We start from the raw sequence: 17,515 nt of genomic DNA, 5'->3' as shown, positions 1-17,515 counted from the left end.
GCCGGCGCGCAAACCGCGCTGGCCCTCGCGCAGGCACACGATTGCCGCTTCGCGATCCTCGCCGACGGCAGCCCGTCGTGCGGCAGCACGTTCATTTACGACGGAAGTTTCGCGAGCCGGCGGCAGGCGGGCGCCGGCGTCACCGCGGCGCTGCTGCGCGAGCATGGCATCGAGGTATTCGCGGACACCGAGATCGACGCGCTCGACGCGCGCCTCAGGCAACTGTCGCAGGCCGGTTAACGACGATGGGCGGCACGAGACACCTCGTGCCGCCCATCGTGGCGGATACAGCACAGCGGTGAAGCGGCGCATATCCGGCCGCTTCACCGCATCGCGCCGGTCACACGCGTTCGATCGCGATCGCGATGCCCTGACCGACGCCGATGCACATCGTGCACAGCGCGAAGCGACCGTTCGTGCGATGCAGCTGGTACATCGCGGTCGTCACGAGGCGCGCACCCGATGCGCCGAGCGGGTGGCCAAGCGCGATCGCGCCGCCGTTCGGGTTCACGCGGGGATCGTCATCGGCCACGCCGAGCATGCGCAGCACGGCGAGACCTTGCGACGCGAACGCCTCGTTCAGTTCGATCACGTCGAACTGGTCGATCGTCATGCCGAGCCGCGCGAGCAGCTTCTGCGTGGCCGGCGCCGGGCCGATGCCCATCACGCGCGGCGCGACGCCGGCCGTCGCGATCCCCAGCACGCGGGCACGCGGCGTCAGGCCGAAGCGCTTCGCGGTTGCTTCGTTCGCCAGCAGCAGTGCGGCGGCGCCGTCGTTCACGCCCGACGCGTTGCCGGCCGTGACCGAGCCATCCGGGCGCACGACGCCCTTCAGCTTCGCGAGCGCTTCGAGCGACGTTTCGCGCGGATGCTCGTCGCGCGACACGACCACCGGGTCGCCCTTCTTCTGCGCAATCGTGACCGACACGATTTCTTCGGCCAGCGTACCGTCCTGCTGCGCCCGCGCGGCTTTCTGCTGGCTGCGCAGCGCGAACAGGTCCTGATCCGCGCGGCTGACGTTGTAGTCGACCGCGACGTTCTCCGCGGTTTCCGGCATCGAATCGACGCCGTGCAGCTGTTTCATCAACGGATTGACGAAGCGCCAGCCGATCGTCGTGTCGTAGATGTCGGCCTGGCGCGCGAACGCGCTCGCGGCCTTGCCCATCACGAACGGCGCGCGCGTCATGCTCTCGACGCCGCCCGCAACCATCAACGCGGCTTCGCCCGACTTGATCGCGCGTGCGGCCACGCCGACCGCATCCATGCCGGAACCGCACAGGCGGTTGATCGTCGAACCCGGCACGCCCTCCGGCAAACCCGCGAGCAGCGCCGACATGCGCGCGACGTTGCGGTTGTCCTCGCCGGCCTGGTTCGCGCAGCCGTAGATCACGTCGTCGATCGCCGTCCAGTCGACGTCGCGATTGCGCTCGACGAGCGCCTTGAGCGGCACCGCGCCCAGATCGTCGGCGCGCACGCCGGACAGTGCACCGCCGTAACGCCCGATCGGCGTACGGATCGCATCACACAGAAAAGCTTCGGTCATCAGTGTCTCCGGTCCCGTGAAAGGCGGGGAAATGAATAGGGCGCGCCCCTTGCATTGCCCGCCGGGATGCGCTTGGATGTTCTACATACGAACATAAGATCGTGTATCGAACGTTCAACGCATCATAGGGAGTGCGGGGACGACCTGTCAAGGGCACGGCCCGCCGGGAGGTTGGCGTGTCGGGCCCCATGCGCTATCTTCTCGGCTGCACGACATTCCAGGCGCTCATGACAACCGACGATATTCAGACGAAACCCGGCGACTCCTATGTACAGTCGTTCGCGCGCGGCCTCGCGGTGATCCGCGCGTTCGACGCGGCGCGCCCGGAGCAGACGCTCACCGAGGTGGCATCGGCCACCGGCCTCACGCGCGCGGGGGCCCGCCGGATTTTGCTCACGCTGCAGACGCTCGGCTACGTCGAGGCCGACGGCCGGCTGTTCCGGCTCACGCCGAAGATCCTCGAGCTCGGCTTCGCGTATCTCACCTCGATGCCGTTCTGGAATCTCGCCGATCCGGTGATGGAGCAACTGTCCGCGCAGATCCACGAAAGCTGCTCGGCCGCGGTGCTCGACCGCACCGAGATCGTCTACGTGCTGCGCGTGCCGACCCGCAAGATCATGACGATCAACCTGTCGATCGGCAGCCGGCTGCCCGCGTACTGCACGTCGATGGGCCGCGTGCTGCTGTCCGCGCTCGACGATGCGGCGCTCGATGAAACGCTCGCGCAGAGCACCATCCGCGCGCATACGCCGCGCACGATCACCGACCTCGGCGAACTGAAGGCGGCGATCGCGCAGGTGCGTCAGCAGGGCTGGGCCGTGGTCGATCAGGAACTCGAAGTGGGGCTGATGTCGCTATCCGCGCCGATCCGCAACCGGCGCGGGCAGGTCATCGCCGCGATGAACATCAGCGGCAACGCGCAGCGGCATACCGCGAAGCAGATGGTGAAGGAGTTTCTCGGGCCGCTGCAGCAGGCCGCGCAGACGGTATCGGAGCTGGTGGCGCGGCGCGGTTGAGCGCCGGGCGAGATCGTCATTTCGGTGACGCGACAAAGCGCCCAATAAAAAGACGGGCGGCACAAGGCCGCCCGCTCAAACTCTGATCTCTGCAACGTTCTTCTCACGGAACACGGAGCGCACTCCGCGTCGCACAATTTAGTGATGCGCTCCAACACGGTCAATCTGACGAGAACGAAATTGCATCGCGTCGGCAGGACACCGCCCCGCTCACGCGCCCAGCAGCATCCCCTTTCGCACCGGCACCATGCCCGTCACGCGGCCGAGCGGCGCGCCGGCCGTTACGAAACGGATCGCGCGGCGCATGTAGAACACGCCATCGGTCGCGCTCGAGATCGTCGTGATCGCGTCCGTCAGCGGATCGACGATGTCGAACAGCGGATCGCCCGCACGGATCGTCGCGCCGATCGCCGCGCGGTGCACAAGGATTCCGCTCACCGGCGCATAAAACTGTTCGCTGCCCGCGAGCGGCGTGGCCGGTGCGGCCAGCGGCGGCAGCGGCGCACGTTCGCCGCGCACCGCGCCGCACCACACCAGATAGTCGACGAGCGCGTCGGCGTCGCGTTGCGCGTATTCGTACGTCACGTCGCGCTGACCCCGACACTCGACCGTCACGGCCACGGTGCCGGCCGCCATCGGCGTGCCGTCCGGCAAATGCGCGCGCAGCTGCGACCACAGCAAGTGATGCGCATCGTCGAACGCATGGCCGCCCGAATCCTCGGCGAGCAGCGACACCTCGGCGCCGAGATACCGCGCGAGCGGCTCGACGTCCGGCCACGCGGTATCGCTCGTGTACACGTGCATCACCGCTTCGAGCGAGCAATGCAGGTCGATCACCACATCGGCGTCGTGCGACAACTTCAGCAGCGCCAGTTGCAGCGCATCGAACTCGGTGCGCGGCGCGATTTCATCGAGCGCCGCGCCGACGCATTCACGCACGATCGCGCGATTGCGTGCGCCGTCGTCGCCGAGCCGGTCGCGCGCACGCGCGGCGATCTCCGCGAGCGGCAGGAAGCCGCGATTGAAGTTGCGCCCGCTCGCGAGGTCGAAACGGCCGATGAACTGCCCGAGCAGATGATGATTGAGGCCGACCGGGTTCGACACCGGCACGAGCACGATTTCGGCCGCGAGCCGGCCTTCGGCGTCGAGCTGCGCGAGGCGCTGCTTGAGCACGAACGCCGCGAGCATCGCGGGCGTCTCGTCCGCGTGCAGCGCGGCCTGCAGGTAGATCTTGCGGCCGCTGCCGGCCGGCCCGAAATGAAAGCTCGTCAGCGTGCGCTGCGTGCCGATCGACGGCGACAGGAGCGGCGTGGTGCGAATCTGCATCGATGGTCTCGAATGGATGAAAGCGGGGAATCGGGCGAACGGGCCGGCGCGGCGCTCAGTCGCCGTACGGATTGAAATCGAAATACTGCTTCGCGATCCGGTCGTACGTACCGTCCTTCAGCATCGACGCGATCGCGCCGTCGATCGACGCCTTCAGCGCGGTATCCGACTGCCGCATGCCGATGCCGACGCCGCGATCGCCCATGTCGAGCGGCGCGCCGACGAATGCGAAACCCTTGCCGCGCGGCTGGCGCAGGAACCCGTAGTCGGCTTCCACGGTGCCGAGCAGCGCCGCGTCGAGGCGGCCGTTCACGAGATCGGCGAACACGTCGTCCTGGCTCTTGTACGGCACCACGCCGACGCCGGCCGGCGCCCAGTGCGCGAGCGCCCACGATTCGAATTGCGTGCCCGACTGCACGCCGACGCGCTTGCCGGCCAGCGACGCCGCCGTGCCGTCGAGCCCGCTGCCGGGCCGCGCGACGAGCCGCGACTTGAAGCGGAACAGCTTCGACGAGAACAGGATCTGCTTCTCGCGCTTCGCGGTGATCGCCATCGACGACAGGATCGCGTCGATCTTGCGCGCCTGCAGCGCGGGGATCATCCCGGAGAATTCGAGCTCGACCCACTGGCAGCGCAACTGCGCGCGGCGGCAGATCTCGTTGCCGAGATCGACGTCGAAGCCCTTCAGGCTGCCGTCGGGCGCCTTCGCGTCCATCGGCGGATAGGTCGGGTCGATGCCGAGCCGCACCACGTGCGCGTCGAGCGCATATGCGGACGTGGCCGCCAGGCCAATGCACAGGAAAACGAGCGGGACGAGGAAACGTTTCATGGTCGACGACGGGCAGGAAGAGGAACGAACGGCATGAGCCGGACTGCCTGCGATCGTAGGGGCCGCGCGCGGCCGCCGGAACCATCGGCTGGCTTATCATGATCGGTATTTCCGATCACCGGCCTCGCTGCTTCCCATGGCGTTCACGCTGTCCCAGCTCCGCATCTTCCAGGCCGTCGTCGAGCACGGCAGCCTGCGCGCGGCCGCCCGCGCGCTCGATCTCGCGCAAAGCGGCGTCACGCAGCAACTGCAGGGCCTCGAGGCGACGCTCGGCGCGACGCTGTTCACGCGCACCAACCGCGGGATCGTGCCGACGGCCGTCGGCCAGCGGCTGCTCGCGCGTTCCGGTTCGATCCTCGGCGAATGCGAGCAGGTCGAGCGGGAAATCCGTCAGTTGAGCGGTGCCTACGAAGGCACCGTCACGCTCGGCCTCGTGACCGAGCCGCTGATCGACGCGTTCGCGCCGGTGCTGACCGCGTTCCGCGCGCGCTTCGACAAGGTGGACGTGCACCTGCGCACCGGCACGTCGCGGATGATGATCGGCTGGCTGCGCGAGAGTGCGGTCGATTTCGCGATCGCGCTGGTCGCGAAGCAGACCGACACGACCGATCTCGCGGTCACGCCGCTGCGCACGTCGGCGCCGGTGGTCGTCTGCCGCAACGGGCATCCGGCGATGCACGCGCAATCGCTCGCCGAGCTGGGCGACTACGGATGGGTGTCGACGCGCTCGCCGAACCTGAGCGCCGACCCGGTCGTCAACCGGCTGCTCGCGTACTTCGATACGCACGGCCAGCCGCCGCCGAAGATTCTGGCGACCGTCGAAGGAATGTTCGAGACGCTGCAGATCGTCACGCAGACCGATTCCCTCGCGCTCGAAACCGAAGCGATCACGCGGCACGGGCCGTTCGCCGGCGCGCTCGTGAAGGTGCCGGTGCGCGAGCAGGCCGAAGCGCAGGACATCTGCCTGCTGCAGCGCGCGGCCGTGCCGCTGACGCCCGCCGCGCAGGAACTCGCGACGATGCTCGCGTCGTATTTACGGGTGGTGCGCGGGCGGTAAGGCCACCCGCCTCGCACGTCAGTCCAGCGATTCCCGCGCCGTCTCGCGCAGCATCGCGACCGCGATCAGCGACAGCACCACGCACGCGGCCACGTAGCCGGCCGGCGCGAGCTTGCTGCCGGTCGTCTTCACGAGCCAGGTCGCGATCAGCTGCGCGGTGCCGCCGAAGATCGTCACCGCGAGCGCATACGCGATCGAGATGCCCGTCGCACGCACGTGGCGCGGCAGCGACTCGCACATCAGCGCCATTTCCGATGCCGAGCCGAGCGAATAGAACAGCAGCATCAGCGCGGTCAGCGGCAGGATCACCGACAGCGTCGGATGATGGTTCATCAGCCAGAACGCCGGGAACAGCAGCGCGACCAGCACGCCGCGGCCGACGAAGATCGGCAGGCGGCGGCTGCCGAGCTGGTCCGACAGCCAGCCGAACAGCGGGCATGTGACCAGCATCACGCAGCCCGACGCGACGCCGACGAACATCGACAGCTTCATCGGCAGGCCGAGCGTATGGATCGCGTAGGTCGGCATGTAGAAGGTGAGGATGTAGGTCGACACCGTGCCGCCCATCACCGTGAGCATCAGCAGCAACACCGTGCGTGTGTGCTTCGAGAACAGCTCGCGCAGCACGCCGCGTTCGATGCCGTGATGGCGGTCTCCGGGCGCGTCGTCCGCGAGCCGGCGGCGCAGATACATCCCGACCGGCGCGATCAGCACGCCGACGAGAAACGGCAGCCGCCAGCCCCAGCCTTCCAGCGCGTCCTTCGTCATCGTGTTGGACAGCAACGCCGCGAACCCTGAACCCATCAGCGCGGCGCCGCCCTGCGTCGCGAGCTGCCAGCTCGCGCGGAACCCACGGCGCGACGTGCCGCCCTGTTCGAGCAGCGTCGACGTCGCCGCGCCGAATTCGCCGCCCTGCGAGAAACCCTGCAGCAAGCGCGCGAACACGACGAGCAGCGGCGCGGCGACGCCCACCTGCGCATAGGTCGGCGCGATCGCGATCAGGCCGGTGCCGAGCGCCATCAGCATGATCGTCAGGTTCAGCGCGGCCTTGCGCCCCTTGCGGTCCGCGTAGACGCCGAGCACGACGCTGCCGAGCGGCCGCGTGAAGAAGCCGGCGGCGAACGTCGCGACCGACAGCAGCAACGACGTGGTCGGGTCGCTCGACGGGAAGAACAGCTTGCCGATCAGCACCGCGAAGAAGCCGTACACGGTGAAATCGAAGAATTCCAGCCAGTTGCCGATCACGGCCGCGGCGATCGCGCCGCGCCGCGTGACGGCAGGCGCGCCCGGCGCGCCGGTGTCGGCGGCCTCCGCCGACGCGGGGTGCAGCGCGAGATGATCTTTCTGCATCGCTATCCTCTCCTGTCAATGCGGCCGGAAGCGCCGGCCGCCCGCCGCCGCCGCGATTACTGTCCGAGGTAACGCTCGACGAGGCGCGTCCAGAACGCCGCGCCGATCGGCAGGTTGCGATCGTTGAAGTCGTATTTCGGGTTGTGCACCATGCAGCCGTCCTCGCCTTCGCCGTTGCCGAGCCGCACGAACGAGCCCGGCCGCTGCTGCAGCATGAACGCGAAATCCTCGCTGCCCATCAGCAGGTCGGTCTGCTCGACCACGTGCGCATCGCCGACGAGTTCGCGCGCGACCTGCGCGGCGAAATCCGTTTCGGCATCCGTATTGACGACGACCGGATAGCCTTCGATGTACTCGACGTTCGCGCTCGCGCCGTAGCTCGCGGCCTGCGTTTCGGCCAGCTCGGTGATGCGGCGCTTGAGCAGCGCGCGCACTTCCGGGCTGAACGACCGTACGCTGAGTTCGAGGCGCGCGCCGTTCGGAATCACGTTGTTCGCGGTGCCCGCGTGCATCGAGCCGACCGTGACGACCGCCGGCTGCGACGGGTCGACGTTGCGCGCGACGATCGTCTGCAGCGCCATCACGATGCTCGCCGCGACGACGACCGGATCGACTGTCAGGTGCGGCCGAGCCGCGTGGCCGCCGACGCCCTCGATCGTGATGATCGCCTTGTCGCCGGCCGACATGAACGGGCCGCGCCGCGTGAGGAACACGCCGGGCGCCGCGCCCGGATGGTTGTGCATGCCGAACACGGCATCGCACGGGAAGCGCTCGAACAGGCCGTCGTCGATCATCTTCTTCGCGCCGCTGTCGACGCCGTGCTCTTCCGCCGGCTGGAAATACAGGTGGACGGTGCCCGAGAAGTTGCGCGTCTTCGCGAGATGCTGCGCGGCGCCCAGCAGCATCGTCGTGTGGCCATCGTGGCCGCACGCGTGCATCTTGCCGTGCGTGCCGCTCGCATACGGCAGGCCGGTCGCCTCGACGATCGGCAGCGCATCCATGTCGGCGCGAATGCCGATGCTGCGCGTGCCGTCGCCCACCCGCAACGTGCCGACCACGCCCGTCTTGCCGACCCCGCGCGTCACCTGCCAGCCCCATTGCTCGAGCTTGTCCGCGACGAGCGCGGCCGTGTCGTGCTCTTCGTACGCGAGCTCGGGATGATGGTGGATGTGGTGGCGGATCTCGCGCAGCCCGCCGGCGGCGGGCATCAGATCCTCGACTTCGGTGAAGCGGGTATTGGGGGTATCGGTGGTCATCAAGGGGCTCCTGCTGATTGTCAGCGTGTCTCGCACGCGGCGTTTGCATGCGGGAAAGCGAGCCACTATAGCCAGCCGATATCGGTTCAAGAAGATGCGGAATTTTTCACCGTGATAAGTGTTTTTAATCAGGGTTAGTACGGATGCGCCGGTCCGGCTTGTAGTTTTCGATTGGGTACCCGCTACTGCGGCGTAAGACTACTTCTTGATTGCACTCAACTGCCGATCGAAGTCCGCGGGATCGAAGTAGTCTCGCCAAACCGTGATTCGATCATCGACGATGGTCAGGGTACCCATCACGGGAAGCGTGATTTTTCCGCCTGATTCGTGTTGAAAGACGTCGATCCGCTCATTGAGGACGACGTTTCCCGCTGCGGCGATATGGGTCACCGTCCAGTCGACCTTGAACGTCGTACCGATCCCGAAGTCGCCGTGGAATTGGCGAACATTGTCCCGTCCAACGATGTCGGGGAACGGAACGTTGTCGTAGAGGACATCATCGGAGAGCATCGACAGCGCGTCGTCGATGCGGTTTTCGGTCCAAAGCGAAAAGAATCGAAGCGCCACGGCCAAAACATCGGTAGTCATCTCGGCTCCTCAAAATGGGGGGGAAAAGCAGGCGCGGGACATCGCGCACCAGCAGGTGCGCGATGTCCCGCCAGTCTTATTCTTGAACGAATGCCAGCAGTTCCGCGTTCAAGACACTCGCGTTGACGGTCAACATCCCATGGGAGAAGCCCGGGAACGTTTTCAGCTTGCCGTTCTTCAACAGTTTGATCGCCTTGAGCGCCGCGTCCTTGTACGGGACGATCTGGTCATCCTCGCCGTGAAGCACCAGCGTCGGCACGCCGATCAACTGGAGATCTTCGGTCTGGTCCGTTTCCGAAAACGCCTTGATACCCTCGTAGTGGGCTTGCGCGCTACCCATCATTCCCTGGCGCCACCAGTTCTGAATCACGCCCTGATGAACGGTCGCGTCAGGACGATTGAACCCGTAGAACGGGCCCGCGGGCACGTCTACGAAGAACTGCGCGCGATTTTCAGCGAGCCCCTTGCGTAGCCCGTCGAAGACATCCAGCGGCAGGCCTTCGGGATTCGATGGCGTCTTCAGCATCAGCGGCGTCACGGCGCTCACGAGAATGGCCTTTGCGACACGCCCCGTCGGCTCGCCGTGCCTCGCAACATAGCGCGCCACTTCGCCCCCGCCGGTGGAATGGCCGATATGCACGGCATGCCTGAGGTCCAGTGTCTCGACGAGCGCAAACGCGTCCGCTGCGTAATGATCCATGTCGTGACCTTCTGCGACCTGCGACGAGCGCCCGTGTCCGCGCCGGTCGTGGGCAATAACGCGATACCCGTTCGCCAGGAAGAAGAGCATCTGGGTATCCCAGTCATCCGCGGAGAGCGGCCAGCCGTGATGGAACACGATCGGCTGAGCGTCCCGGGGGCCCCAGTCTTTATAGAAAATGTCTACGCCGTCCCGCGTGGTAATGAATGACATGATCGTGTTCCTTTCGTACGGTTGCAGGGAAGTAACGGGTGCTGCGGAAGTCGTCGTCGCGGCCCGCGCGATCTCGCAGGGTGGTCGCCGGAATGCGGCCGGCAGGCGAAAAGCACGCCCGCGGGTGCCGTCCGATCTCGAGCCGCCTCAGGAAGGAGTGGTTACGTCGACGCCGCGAACGGGTAATCGATGTAGCCCTGCGCGTCTTGCGTGAACCATGTGGCCGGGTCGTCTGACGCGAGCGGAATCGCTTCGGCCAGACGCCGAGGGAAGTCCGGATTGGAAATGAACGGGCGCCCGAACGTAACGGCGTCGGCGACGCCCGCATCGAGTTCTGCCTGAGCTCGAGTGGCGTCGAAATCCGAGTTGAGCACCAGCGGTCCTTTGAAAGCCGGTCGAATTTTCGCCGCGAGCGGGTCGAGGTACCCGACGCCGAAACTGCCGTTCAGCGGAGGCTCGCGCAGTTCCAGGAACCCGATCCCTACCGCGGACAGCGCCTCGGCGGCCGCGATAAACAACGGCAAGGGATCGCTGTCGCGCACGCCCTGCGTTTCGCCGTTCGGAGACAGGCGGACGCTGGTACGGCCGGGACCCGCTACATCCGCGACAGCCCGGGTTGCCTGGATGAGCAGCCGGAGCCGATTCGAGATCGATCCGCCATACGCGTCGCCGCGGAAGTTGGCACTGTCTCGCAGGAATTGATCGATCAGATAACCGTTCGACGCATGCAACTGTACGCCGTCGAAGCCAGCCTGCAGCGCATTTCGTGCCGCGGCGGCGAACTGCTCGATGATCGCGGGAATTTCTTTTGTCTCGAGTGCGCGTGCCTGCGTGTAGGGCTGCTTGCCCGAGTAGGTATGAGCGTGGCCGGGCGCCGTCGTCTCGGACGAGGAGACAGGCGGTGCGTCATCCAGAAAGCTCGGATGCACGACTCGCCCCATATGCCACAGCTGCGCAATGATGCGGCCGCCCGCTTCGTGCACGGCATCGGTCACCGTGCGCCAGCCGGCAATTTGCGCAGCTGTCCACAGCCCGGTGGCGTAAGGCCATCCCAGGCCCTGCCGGGAGATGCCGATCGCCTCCGAGATGATCAGCCCCGCGGAGGCACGCTGACTGTAATAGTCCGCCATCATCGCGGTCGGTACGTGTTCGCGCGTTCCCCGCGCACGCGTCATCGGCGCCATGAGGATACGGTTGGGCACTTCAATCGCACCGAGTCGCAAGGGATCAAACAGCGTAGGCACCCCAACCTCCTTCTTGTTTTCGCCAACGTGGAAATGCCGGCAACGCTTCACCCAGTTCAGACGAGGCGAGCGCCGCCGTCGACATGAATCGTCTCGCCGTTCATCGATCCATTGCTCATGAGGAACACCACTGCCGCGCCCACTTCTTCGGCGGTTCCCAACCGATGCAACGGCAATTTGTCTTTCAATGCGTTGACGTACGCGTCACGACCTTCGCCGAGCGTGCGAGCGAGCAACGGCGTGTCGGTGGTGCCGGGCGAAACGGTGTTGACACGGCGAGGCGCAAGTTCCAGAACCAGCCCTCTGGCCAGCGCCTCCATCGCGGCCGATGCCGACGCAAGAATGGCGGTGCCATAGGCATTGGGTCGGTCGGCCAACACGCCGGAAATAAACGTGACGGAGGCATCGGCCGCCAGGCGGTCACCCAGCGCGCGCAAAGTATGGACGGCGGCCCAAACGCGCTCGTCGAACGCCCGCCGCAGATAGTCGACATCCGCGTCGAGTACCTTGCCTGCCACGAAGGTTCCCGCGAGGAGAACGAGATGGTCGACGTGAGCGATGTCGGCCAGTGCCGAGACGATGGTTTCCGGCCGGGTCACGTCGGCGCTCCGCCAACCCGCGAATCCATTCTCGATGGCGACCTGTTCGGCACCCTCCGGATTGAACCCGACCACCGTGACGCTTGCACCCGCGGCCTTGGCCTGTTTGGCTGCCGCAAGGCCGATTCCGGACGTTCCGCCGAAGATGAGGACGGACTTGCTCTTGAGTGAATGGGAATCGAAATCAGAGGTCATGGAGTGGGTCCCTGTCAGCCGGCGCAACTCGAAACGGCGCCGTGCAGAGACTCTATACTTGACGGCCGACATTGATAATCAGCGCCCGATTCGCTTCTATATTTCCGCCATGGAACAAATCAGCCTGGACCGTCTCACCGGCCTCATCGCATTTAGCCGCGCGGCATCGTTGGGAAGCTATTCGGCTGCGGCGCGGGCGCTCGGCGTCACGCCTTCCGCGATAAGCAAAAGTATCCAGCGTCTGGAGCGTCACTTCGAGATCAAACTGTTCAACCGCACGACACGGTCATTGACGCTGACTCAGGAAGGGCGCGACCTGCATGAACGCACGCTGCGCCTGCTGTCGGAAATGGAAGCGATCGAACAGGCCGCTGCCTCGGCGCGATCCGAGCCTGCGGGCATCCTGAAAGTGACCGCGCCGCTGCCGATCGGGGTTCATCTCATCGCGCCCGCCCTACCCGCGTTTCGCCAGCGCTTTCCCAAGCTGTCGATCGACCTGCGCCTGGGCGATCATTTCGTCGACCTCGTCGGTGAAGGTATCGATGTGGCCGTTCGCGTCGGGGATCTCACGGGCTCTCGTTTGGTCTCGCGAGCGCTTTCGCCTCACTACATCGGCGCCTATGCGTCTCCGGACTACCTCGCCAAACGCGGTGTTCCCAGGCATCCTGACGAACTCGTGGAGCATGATTGCGTGAACTTTCGCTTTCAAAGTTCGGGGCAAGTTCTTCGCTGGACGTTTGCCACGGACGAAGGGCCGCTCAGCCTCACGCCGGATGCGGACATCGTCGTCGATACCAGCGATGCGGTGGCTGCCGTCATGGCGGCTGGCGGAGGCGTGGGCATTTCGCCGACGTATGTCGCGGCAGCGTACGTCCGGCGCGGGGAACTCGTGCCGATCCTCACCGAGTTCGTCGAACCGCGCTCCACTATCACCGCCCTTTGGCCGGAGAGCCGCCGTAGTAGTCCGAACGTCAAAGTATTGCTGGCATACCTCAAGAAGGTTTTCGCTTCGTATGCGGCAGAGCATTGACGGGCAGCCGATGGTTTTCGGACTACCTGGAGGAGCGGCCGAAGCGATCTTTCGACGGAACGATTCCGGCAGCCACGGCGAATGACGCGAAACAGCTCTTCGCTCATCGCAACCACATCCTTGCGGTCCTTCCGCGCAAGTTCGACGTTCTACTCTGAGCCGGCCATACCGACCACAGTTGCCCCAAGACCTTTCGTCCATTGAGGGAGGGCCATGCCGACGCCGCCCGCGGCGGCATCGGCGGCGCACGCTCCACGGCAACGGACCGTCGCCCGCCGATCGCTTCAGCAACGCGTGCTTTCATCCGGTGATCAGTCGCGGCGCTTCCCGTGAACCTGCTGTACGGTCACCGTGCCCTTTTTATCGCCAAAATGCGCGATCACGTAGTTCGAGACAGCCGCCACATCAGCATCCGAGTACACACTTCCGAATGACGGCATCATGTGGGTCTGTCCATTGATCTGCACATTCGTTCCATGGAGCAGCACCTGCATCAGCGCTGTACCCGATGGATCGTTGACCGCACGACTGCCGACGAGGTCGGCATACGGCGATTGTCGTCCTGCACCGTTCCATTGATGGCATCCCGCGCAGTCCGCGGCAAACAGACGTCGACCACGACCATTTTCGTCGCGGGCGCTTTCCCCCGGCAGGACCGGATTCGACGCGCGCGCAGCGGCCGGCGCAAGCTCAACGGGGCCTGCACCGCCACCCTTCACAGGCGTTATCCCGCGAAGGTATGCGACCAACGCGCCGATGTCGTTTGACGTCAAATGTTGAAGACTATGCTCGACGACCTCCGCCATTGGGCCCGCCGCGGAACTGCGGCCGCGCGCATGCCCTGTCGATAGATAGCCGGCAATCTGCTCGTCCCGCCATGCGCCAATGCCGTAAAGATCGTCCTGCGTCGTGTTATACGCTTTCCAGCCATCGATGTCGGCACCCGACAGATACGCGCGGGATTGCATCGCAAATCCGGCATTTCGTGGCGTATGACATTCGCCGCAGTGCCCGAGCGGCCCTGCCAGATACGCGCCGCGATTCCACTCGACGCTTTTCGCTGGATCGGGCCTGAATCGCTGCTCGTGGAAGAAGATCGCATTCCAGAACGCCATGCCCCAACGCTGGTTGAACGGAAACGCGAGCGTATTGAGCGGCGCAGCCTGTCGCACCGGTGCCAGGGAAAGCAGATACGTCTTGATATCCAGCACGTCTTCGCGGCTCATTGCCGTATATGACGTATAAGGCATCGCCGGATACAGGTGCCCGGCCCGACCGACACCCTGACGCACCGCCCTGACGAACGCGTCGTCAGTCCAGTCGCCTATGCCGGTTTCCTTGTCGGGCGTGAGGTTGGTGGAATAGATCTTCCCGAACGGCAGGTCGAACGCGCGTCCGCCCGCATAGGGCGTGCCGCCCGGAGCCGTATGACATGCGACGCAATCCGCCGCCCGCGCGAGGTAGGCGCCGCGCGCGACACCTGCCGGTAGATCCGCCGGCACGCCCGCGAAAGGCGACACCGGTTCGGGCCCGGACGGTCGAAGCGCGGTGTATGCGAACCATCCTGCAGCGACGAGAATGACCAGCAGTCCAAAGCAAGCGATCCGGCGAAGGATCTTCATGGTGTCAATTCGTTTCAAGTCGATATTCCCGTTCAAGCTGCGAGCACGTCATCACGCAAAGGCAATGCGCGAATCCGCCGGCCGGTGATGGCAGCAAGCGCATTCGCCACGGCCGGCGCAGGAAGCGGCGTGCCGGGCTCGCCGATGCCCGTAGGCGCGGCAGTCGACGACACCATGTACACCTCGACTCGCGGCATCGCATTCATACGCAGAATCGGATAGTCGTGGAAATTGCTTTCCTTGACTTGTCCCTGCTTGAACGTTATCGCTTGATGCAGGAACGAAAGGCCGAGCGCGGCAGCGCCCTCGATCTGGGAGGCAACAATGTCAGGGTTGATCACCGTGCCGCAGTCGACGGCACATACGATCCGGTCTACGGAGTAGGAGCCGTCCTGGCGCAGCGTGACTTCGGCTACCTGAGCGACGTGCGTACCAAACGACGCGTGGACGGCAATGCCTCTCGCTCGCCGGTCGCCGGGTTTCGATGCAGGCAGCGGCTTGCCCCACCCTGCCTTTTCGACGGCGAGATCGAGCACACCGAGGTCGCGTGGGCTTGACTGCAACAGTTGCCGTCGAAACGCATAGGGATCTTTCCCGGCCGCCGCGGCCAGTTCATCGATCATCGTCTCGACCACGAACGCGGTGTGCGTATGCCCTACCGACCGAAGCCACGCCACGGGTATCGCGAACGCGTTGTAGCTATGCTGCTCCACCCGGAAATTCGGAATCGCATAGCCCGTGTCGGCCGCTCCTTCCACGAGGTTATCGTCGACCGTCGTGGGATCGGGCGACGGCATGAAGCTCTGCCCGACGATACGATGGTGCCAGGATGCCAGCTGTCCGGACGCATCGACGATCGCACGCACACGATGGACGGTCAGCGGGCGATATTGAACACCGCGCATGTCGTCTTCGCGCATCCACACCATTTTTATCGGCGCGTCGATGCCCGCTTTACGGGCAGCAATCGCAATGCGAACGGCTTCGCGGACAAAATCCGATCGCGGATTGGCGCGCCTGCCGAAACTCCCCCCTGCGTAGAGCTGATGCAGCTGGACCTGGTTCAGCGCGAAGCCAAGTTCCTTCGCGGCTGCATTGCTATCTCCGGTGTGCCATTGCTCGCCGTTCCAGATTTCGCAGCGGTCCTTCGTCAAATGCACGACGCAGTTGAGCGGCTCCATCGGCGCATGTGCCAGATAGGGCTGCTCATAGATCGCGTCGATCACCTTGGCACCGCTGGGTGTGCCGTCCAGCACCTTGCCGCGCGCCTTCGCCACCACGCCCGGCGTACCGGCCAGTTCGCGAAACTTCGCGACGATCATGAAAGAATCCGCGGTCAGCGCACCGCGCTCGTCCCACTCGATCTTCAGCGCGTCCCTTCCCTGACGGGCCGCCCACGTGTTACGGGCAAGTACCGCCGCACCACCCTGAATCTCGTCGTCACCTGGAACCCGCACCACCGCGACCACGCCGGGGACGGCCAGCGCCTTGGCGCTATCGATACTGCGTATCTTTGCCCACAACTTCGGAGGATGCGCGATCGCGGCGACGAGCATGCCCGGAAGTCGAATGTCCTGCGTGTAGATCGCACTACCGTTGACCTTGGCGGGAACGTCCAAGCGACGCGTACCGTTCTTGCCGATGAATCGGAATCGGGCGTGATCCTTGAGCACGACTTCCTTGGGGATCGGTTCCGCGGAAGCCGCGGCCACCAGACTACCGTACGTTGCCCGGCGTCCCGAACGCGGGTGGACGACGACGCCGTTCTCTACCACGAGTTCGTTCCGAGGCACACCGAACCGTTTGGCTGCGGCGGCAACGAACATGGTCCGCGCGGTGGCTGCCGCGTGCCTCATTTGAACCCAGGCGCCAGCCATCGCCGTGCTGCCGCCGGTCGCCTGCACCTTGAACCCTCGCGCCGCGAGGACGGGATTGATGTAATGCTCCACATCGGCAGGCGCCCCCGTCACGGTGATGTCACTCAAGCTCACGTCGAGCTCCTCGGCGGCGAGCGTAGCCAGCCCCGTAAACGTCCCTTGGCCCATTTCGAGGTAACTCGAGATCACGGTCACCTTGCCATCCGCGGCAACGCGGATAAATGCATTGGGCTCGAAAGACAACCGTGCCGTCGACTTTCCGATCACGGCCGCCGCGCGGGCCGTGCCTCCGTGGAAGCTGAGCGCAAGCGTGAACGCCGCCATGCTGCCCAGAAAGTTGCGGCGAGACATTGCGATGGAGGGACTGTCGCTCACAGTCGATTCCGCGTCTTCGTTCGGAACACCGGCGTGGTTCGTCATGGATTGCTTCCTGTTTTTTGTCACGAGCGTCGTGATAGCCGAGAATCCTGGCTGGCGTTACGCTCGCGCTGCGAGCACATTCGCGGCCTTGTGTATGGCAGCACGAATCCGGACATAGGTGCCGCATCGGCACGCGTTTCCGCTCATTGCTGCGTCGATATCGTCGTCGGTCGGACGCGGCTTCGTGGAAAGCAACGCGATCGCCGACATGATCTGCCCGGACTGGCAATAGCCGCACTGAGGCACCTGGTGCTCGATCCAGGCGGCCTGCAGCGCTTGGCCTATGTGCAATTGCTCGGCGGCTTCGATCGTCGTTACCTTGCGACCTGCGACATTCGCAAGCGGTGTTACGCACGATCGAATCGGACTGCCATCGACGAGAACGGTACACGCGCCACACAGCGCCATGCCGCACCCGAACTTCGTCCCCGTCAGCCCGAGCTCGTCGCGCAAATACCAAAGCACCGGCATACTCGGATCGCCGTCAAACGAACGACTCTCACCATTGACCGCAAGCTTTACCATGACGCCATCCGTATCTGAGATTTACGCAAGCCTCGATGCTACGGTTATGCGGCCTGCGCTGAACCTTGAATTGTTGAATGCGGCCATGAGCAGAATTGATTAATCCGCGTTGGCCAAGTACGCTG

Annotated in this window: 16 protein-coding genes; 4 read left to right on the top strand and 12 right to left on the bottom strand. The window is 65.1% G+C overall.

Translation table 11 applies throughout. The annotated features are described in order from the left end of the window. Positions 1-240 (top strand): DUF523 domain-containing protein (locus JMF90_RS03135; RefSeq protein ID WP_201324955.1); only part of this gene is annotated, 240 nt, incomplete at its 5' end. 100 nt (positions 241-340) lie between these two features. Here the strand turns inward: JMF90_RS03135 and pcaF are convergent. Then, positions 341-1,543, bottom strand: a complete 1,203-nt coding sequence (pcaF, locus tag JMF90_RS03130; protein ID WP_011546836.1) for a 3-oxoadipyl-CoA thiolase — start codon at positions 1,541-1,543, stop codon at positions 341-343. Between the two features lie 227 nt (positions 1,544-1,770). Here pcaF and JMF90_RS03125 point away from each other — a divergent pair, with 227 nt between their 5' ends. Beyond that, complete coding sequence (locus JMF90_RS03125; protein WP_027813851.1) at positions 1,771-2,559, top strand: IclR family transcriptional regulator; 789 nt, start codon at positions 1,771-1,773, stop codon at positions 2,557-2,559. A gap of 210 nt (positions 2,560-2,769) precedes the next feature. Here JMF90_RS03125 and JMF90_RS03120 read toward each other — a convergent pair whose 3' ends face one another. Next, positions 2,770-3,885: a succinylglutamate desuccinylase/aspartoacylase family protein gene (locus tag JMF90_RS03120; RefSeq protein WP_011546834.1), complete on the bottom strand. Its 1,116-nt coding sequence runs from the start codon at positions 3,883-3,885 to the stop codon at positions 2,770-2,772. Between the two features lie 55 nt (positions 3,886-3,940). Beyond that, on the bottom strand, positions 3,941-4,714 hold the full coding sequence (locus JMF90_RS03115) for a transporter substrate-binding domain-containing protein (RefSeq protein ID WP_011546833.1): 774 nt from the start codon (positions 4,712-4,714) through the stop codon (positions 3,941-3,943). Between the two features lie 136 nt (positions 4,715-4,850). On the opposite strand from JMF90_RS03115, the gene JMF90_RS03110 reads away from it, so the two are divergent. Next, the gene (locus JMF90_RS03110; protein ID WP_011546832.1) at positions 4,851-5,771 is read left to right on the top strand and encodes a LysR family transcriptional regulator; all 921 of its coding nucleotides are present in this window, start codon (positions 4,851-4,853) and stop codon (positions 5,769-5,771) included. Positions 5,772-5,789: 18 nt separating this feature from the next. Here JMF90_RS03110 and JMF90_RS03105 read toward each other — a convergent pair whose 3' ends face one another. From JMF90_RS03105 to JMF90_RS03080, 6 genes are all read right to left on the bottom strand, one after another. Continuing rightward, the gene (locus JMF90_RS03105; protein ID WP_011546831.1) at positions 5,790-7,121 is read right to left on the bottom strand and encodes an MFS transporter; all 1,332 of its coding nucleotides are present in this window, start codon (positions 7,119-7,121) and stop codon (positions 5,790-5,792) included. A 56-nt stretch (positions 7,122-7,177) separates the two neighbouring features. Then, positions 7,178-8,377, bottom strand: coding sequence for a M20 aminoacylase family protein (locus tag JMF90_RS03100; protein WP_011546830.1), 1,200 nt, complete (start codon positions 8,375-8,377; stop codon positions 7,178-7,180). 198 nt (positions 8,378-8,575) lie between these two features. Next, positions 8,576-8,965: a limonene-1,2-epoxide hydrolase family protein gene (locus JMF90_RS03095; protein ID WP_011546829.1), complete on the bottom strand. Its 390-nt coding sequence runs from the start codon at positions 8,963-8,965 to the stop codon at positions 8,576-8,578. 76 nt (positions 8,966-9,041) lie between these two features. Further along, positions 9,042-9,878 (bottom strand): alpha/beta fold hydrolase, encoded by an 837-nt coding sequence (locus JMF90_RS03090; protein ID WP_011546828.1) that lies wholly within the window; start codon positions 9,876-9,878, stop codon positions 9,042-9,044. 161 nt (positions 9,879-10,039) lie between these two features. Continuing rightward, on the bottom strand, positions 10,040-11,122 hold the full coding sequence (locus tag JMF90_RS03085; RefSeq protein WP_011546827.1) for an alkene reductase: 1,083 nt from the start codon (positions 11,120-11,122) through the stop codon (positions 10,040-10,042). A gap of 56 nt (positions 11,123-11,178) precedes the next feature. Then, positions 11,179-11,916, bottom strand: a complete 738-nt coding sequence (locus JMF90_RS03080) for an SDR family oxidoreductase (protein ID WP_011546826.1) — start codon at positions 11,914-11,916, stop codon at positions 11,179-11,181. A gap of 109 nt (positions 11,917-12,025) precedes the next feature. On the opposite strand from JMF90_RS03080, the gene JMF90_RS03075 reads away from it, so the two are divergent. Further along, on the top strand, positions 12,026-12,946 hold the full coding sequence (locus JMF90_RS03075) for a LysR family transcriptional regulator (protein WP_011546825.1): 921 nt from the start codon (positions 12,026-12,028) through the stop codon (positions 12,944-12,946). A 311-nt stretch (positions 12,947-13,257) separates the two neighbouring features. On the opposite strand, the gene JMF90_RS03070 is transcribed toward JMF90_RS03075, so the two are convergent. Genes JMF90_RS03070 through JMF90_RS03060 form a run of 3 tightly spaced genes read right to left on the bottom strand, consistent with a single transcriptional unit; the run spans position 13,258 to position 17,390 of the window. Then, on the bottom strand, positions 13,258-14,568 hold the full coding sequence (locus JMF90_RS03070) for a cytochrome c (RefSeq protein WP_011546824.1): 1,311 nt from the start codon (positions 14,566-14,568) through the stop codon (positions 13,258-13,260). 32 nt (positions 14,569-14,600) lie between these two features. Next, complete coding sequence (locus tag JMF90_RS03065) at positions 14,601-16,865, bottom strand: xanthine dehydrogenase family protein molybdopterin-binding subunit (protein ID WP_011549038.1); 2,265 nt, start codon at positions 16,863-16,865, stop codon at positions 14,601-14,603. 57 nt (positions 16,866-16,922) lie between these two features. Beyond that, positions 16,923-17,390 carry a (2Fe-2S)-binding protein gene (locus JMF90_RS03060; protein WP_011549037.1) on the bottom strand — a complete coding sequence of 156 codons (468 nt, stop codon included), beginning with the start codon at positions 17,388-17,390 and terminating at the stop codon, positions 16,923-16,925. Between the last annotated feature and the right edge of the window lie 125 nt (positions 17,391-17,515).

It is taken from the genome of Burkholderia sp. E168m23 (assembly GCF_016586125.1).
Taxonomy (GTDB): Bacteria; Pseudomonadota; Gammaproteobacteria; order Burkholderiales; family Burkholderiaceae; genus Burkholderia; species Burkholderia orbicola.
Note: the sequence above shows the minus strand (reverse complement) of the source record. Positions and strands in the feature narration are given on the sequence as shown.

Excerpts from the sequence above, each read along its gene's own strand:
- pcaF (WP_011546836.1), bottom strand. The coding sequence starts at position 1,543 with ATGACCGAAGCTTTTCTGTGTGATGCGATCCGTACGCCGATCGGGCGT.
- JMF90_RS03125 (WP_027813851.1), top strand. The coding sequence starts at position 1,771 with ATGACAACCGACGATATTCAGACGAAACCCGGCGACTCCTATGTACAG.
- JMF90_RS03120 (WP_011546834.1), bottom strand. The coding sequence starts at position 3,885 with ATGCAGATTCGCACCACGCCGCTCCTGTCGCCGTCGATCGGCACGCAG.
- JMF90_RS03115 (WP_011546833.1), bottom strand. The coding sequence starts at position 4,714 with ATGAAACGTTTCCTCGTCCCGCTCGTTTTCCTGTGCATTGGCCTGGCG.
- JMF90_RS03110 (WP_011546832.1), top strand. The coding sequence starts at position 4,851 with ATGGCGTTCACGCTGTCCCAGCTCCGCATCTTCCAGGCCGTCGTCGAG.
- JMF90_RS03105 (WP_011546831.1), bottom strand. The coding sequence starts at position 7,121 with ATGCAGAAAGATCATCTCGCGCTGCACCCCGCGTCGGCGGAGGCCGCC.
- JMF90_RS03100 (WP_011546830.1), bottom strand. The coding sequence starts at position 8,377 with ATGACCACCGATACCCCCAATACCCGCTTCACCGAAGTCGAGGATCTG.
- JMF90_RS03095 (WP_011546829.1), bottom strand. The coding sequence starts at position 8,965 with ATGACTACCGATGTTTTGGCCGTGGCGCTTCGATTCTTTTCGCTTTGG.
- JMF90_RS03090 (WP_011546828.1), bottom strand. The coding sequence starts at position 9,878 with ATGTCATTCATTACCACGCGGGACGGCGTAGACATTTTCTATAAAGAC.
- JMF90_RS03080 (WP_011546826.1), bottom strand. The coding sequence starts at position 11,916 with ATGACCTCTGATTTCGATTCCCATTCACTCAAGAGCAAGTCCGTCCTC.
- JMF90_RS03075 (WP_011546825.1), top strand. The coding sequence starts at position 12,026 with ATGGAACAAATCAGCCTGGACCGTCTCACCGGCCTCATCGCATTTAGC.
- JMF90_RS03070 (WP_011546824.1), bottom strand. The coding sequence starts at position 14,568 with ATGAAGATCCTTCGCCGGATCGCTTGCTTTGGACTGCTGGTCATTCTC.
- JMF90_RS03065 (WP_011549038.1), bottom strand. The coding sequence starts at position 16,865 with ATGACGAACCACGCCGGTGTTCCGAACGAAGACGCGGAATCGACTGTG.
- JMF90_RS03060 (WP_011549037.1), bottom strand. The coding sequence starts at position 17,390 with ATGGTAAAGCTTGCGGTCAATGGTGAGAGTCGTTCGTTTGACGGCGAT.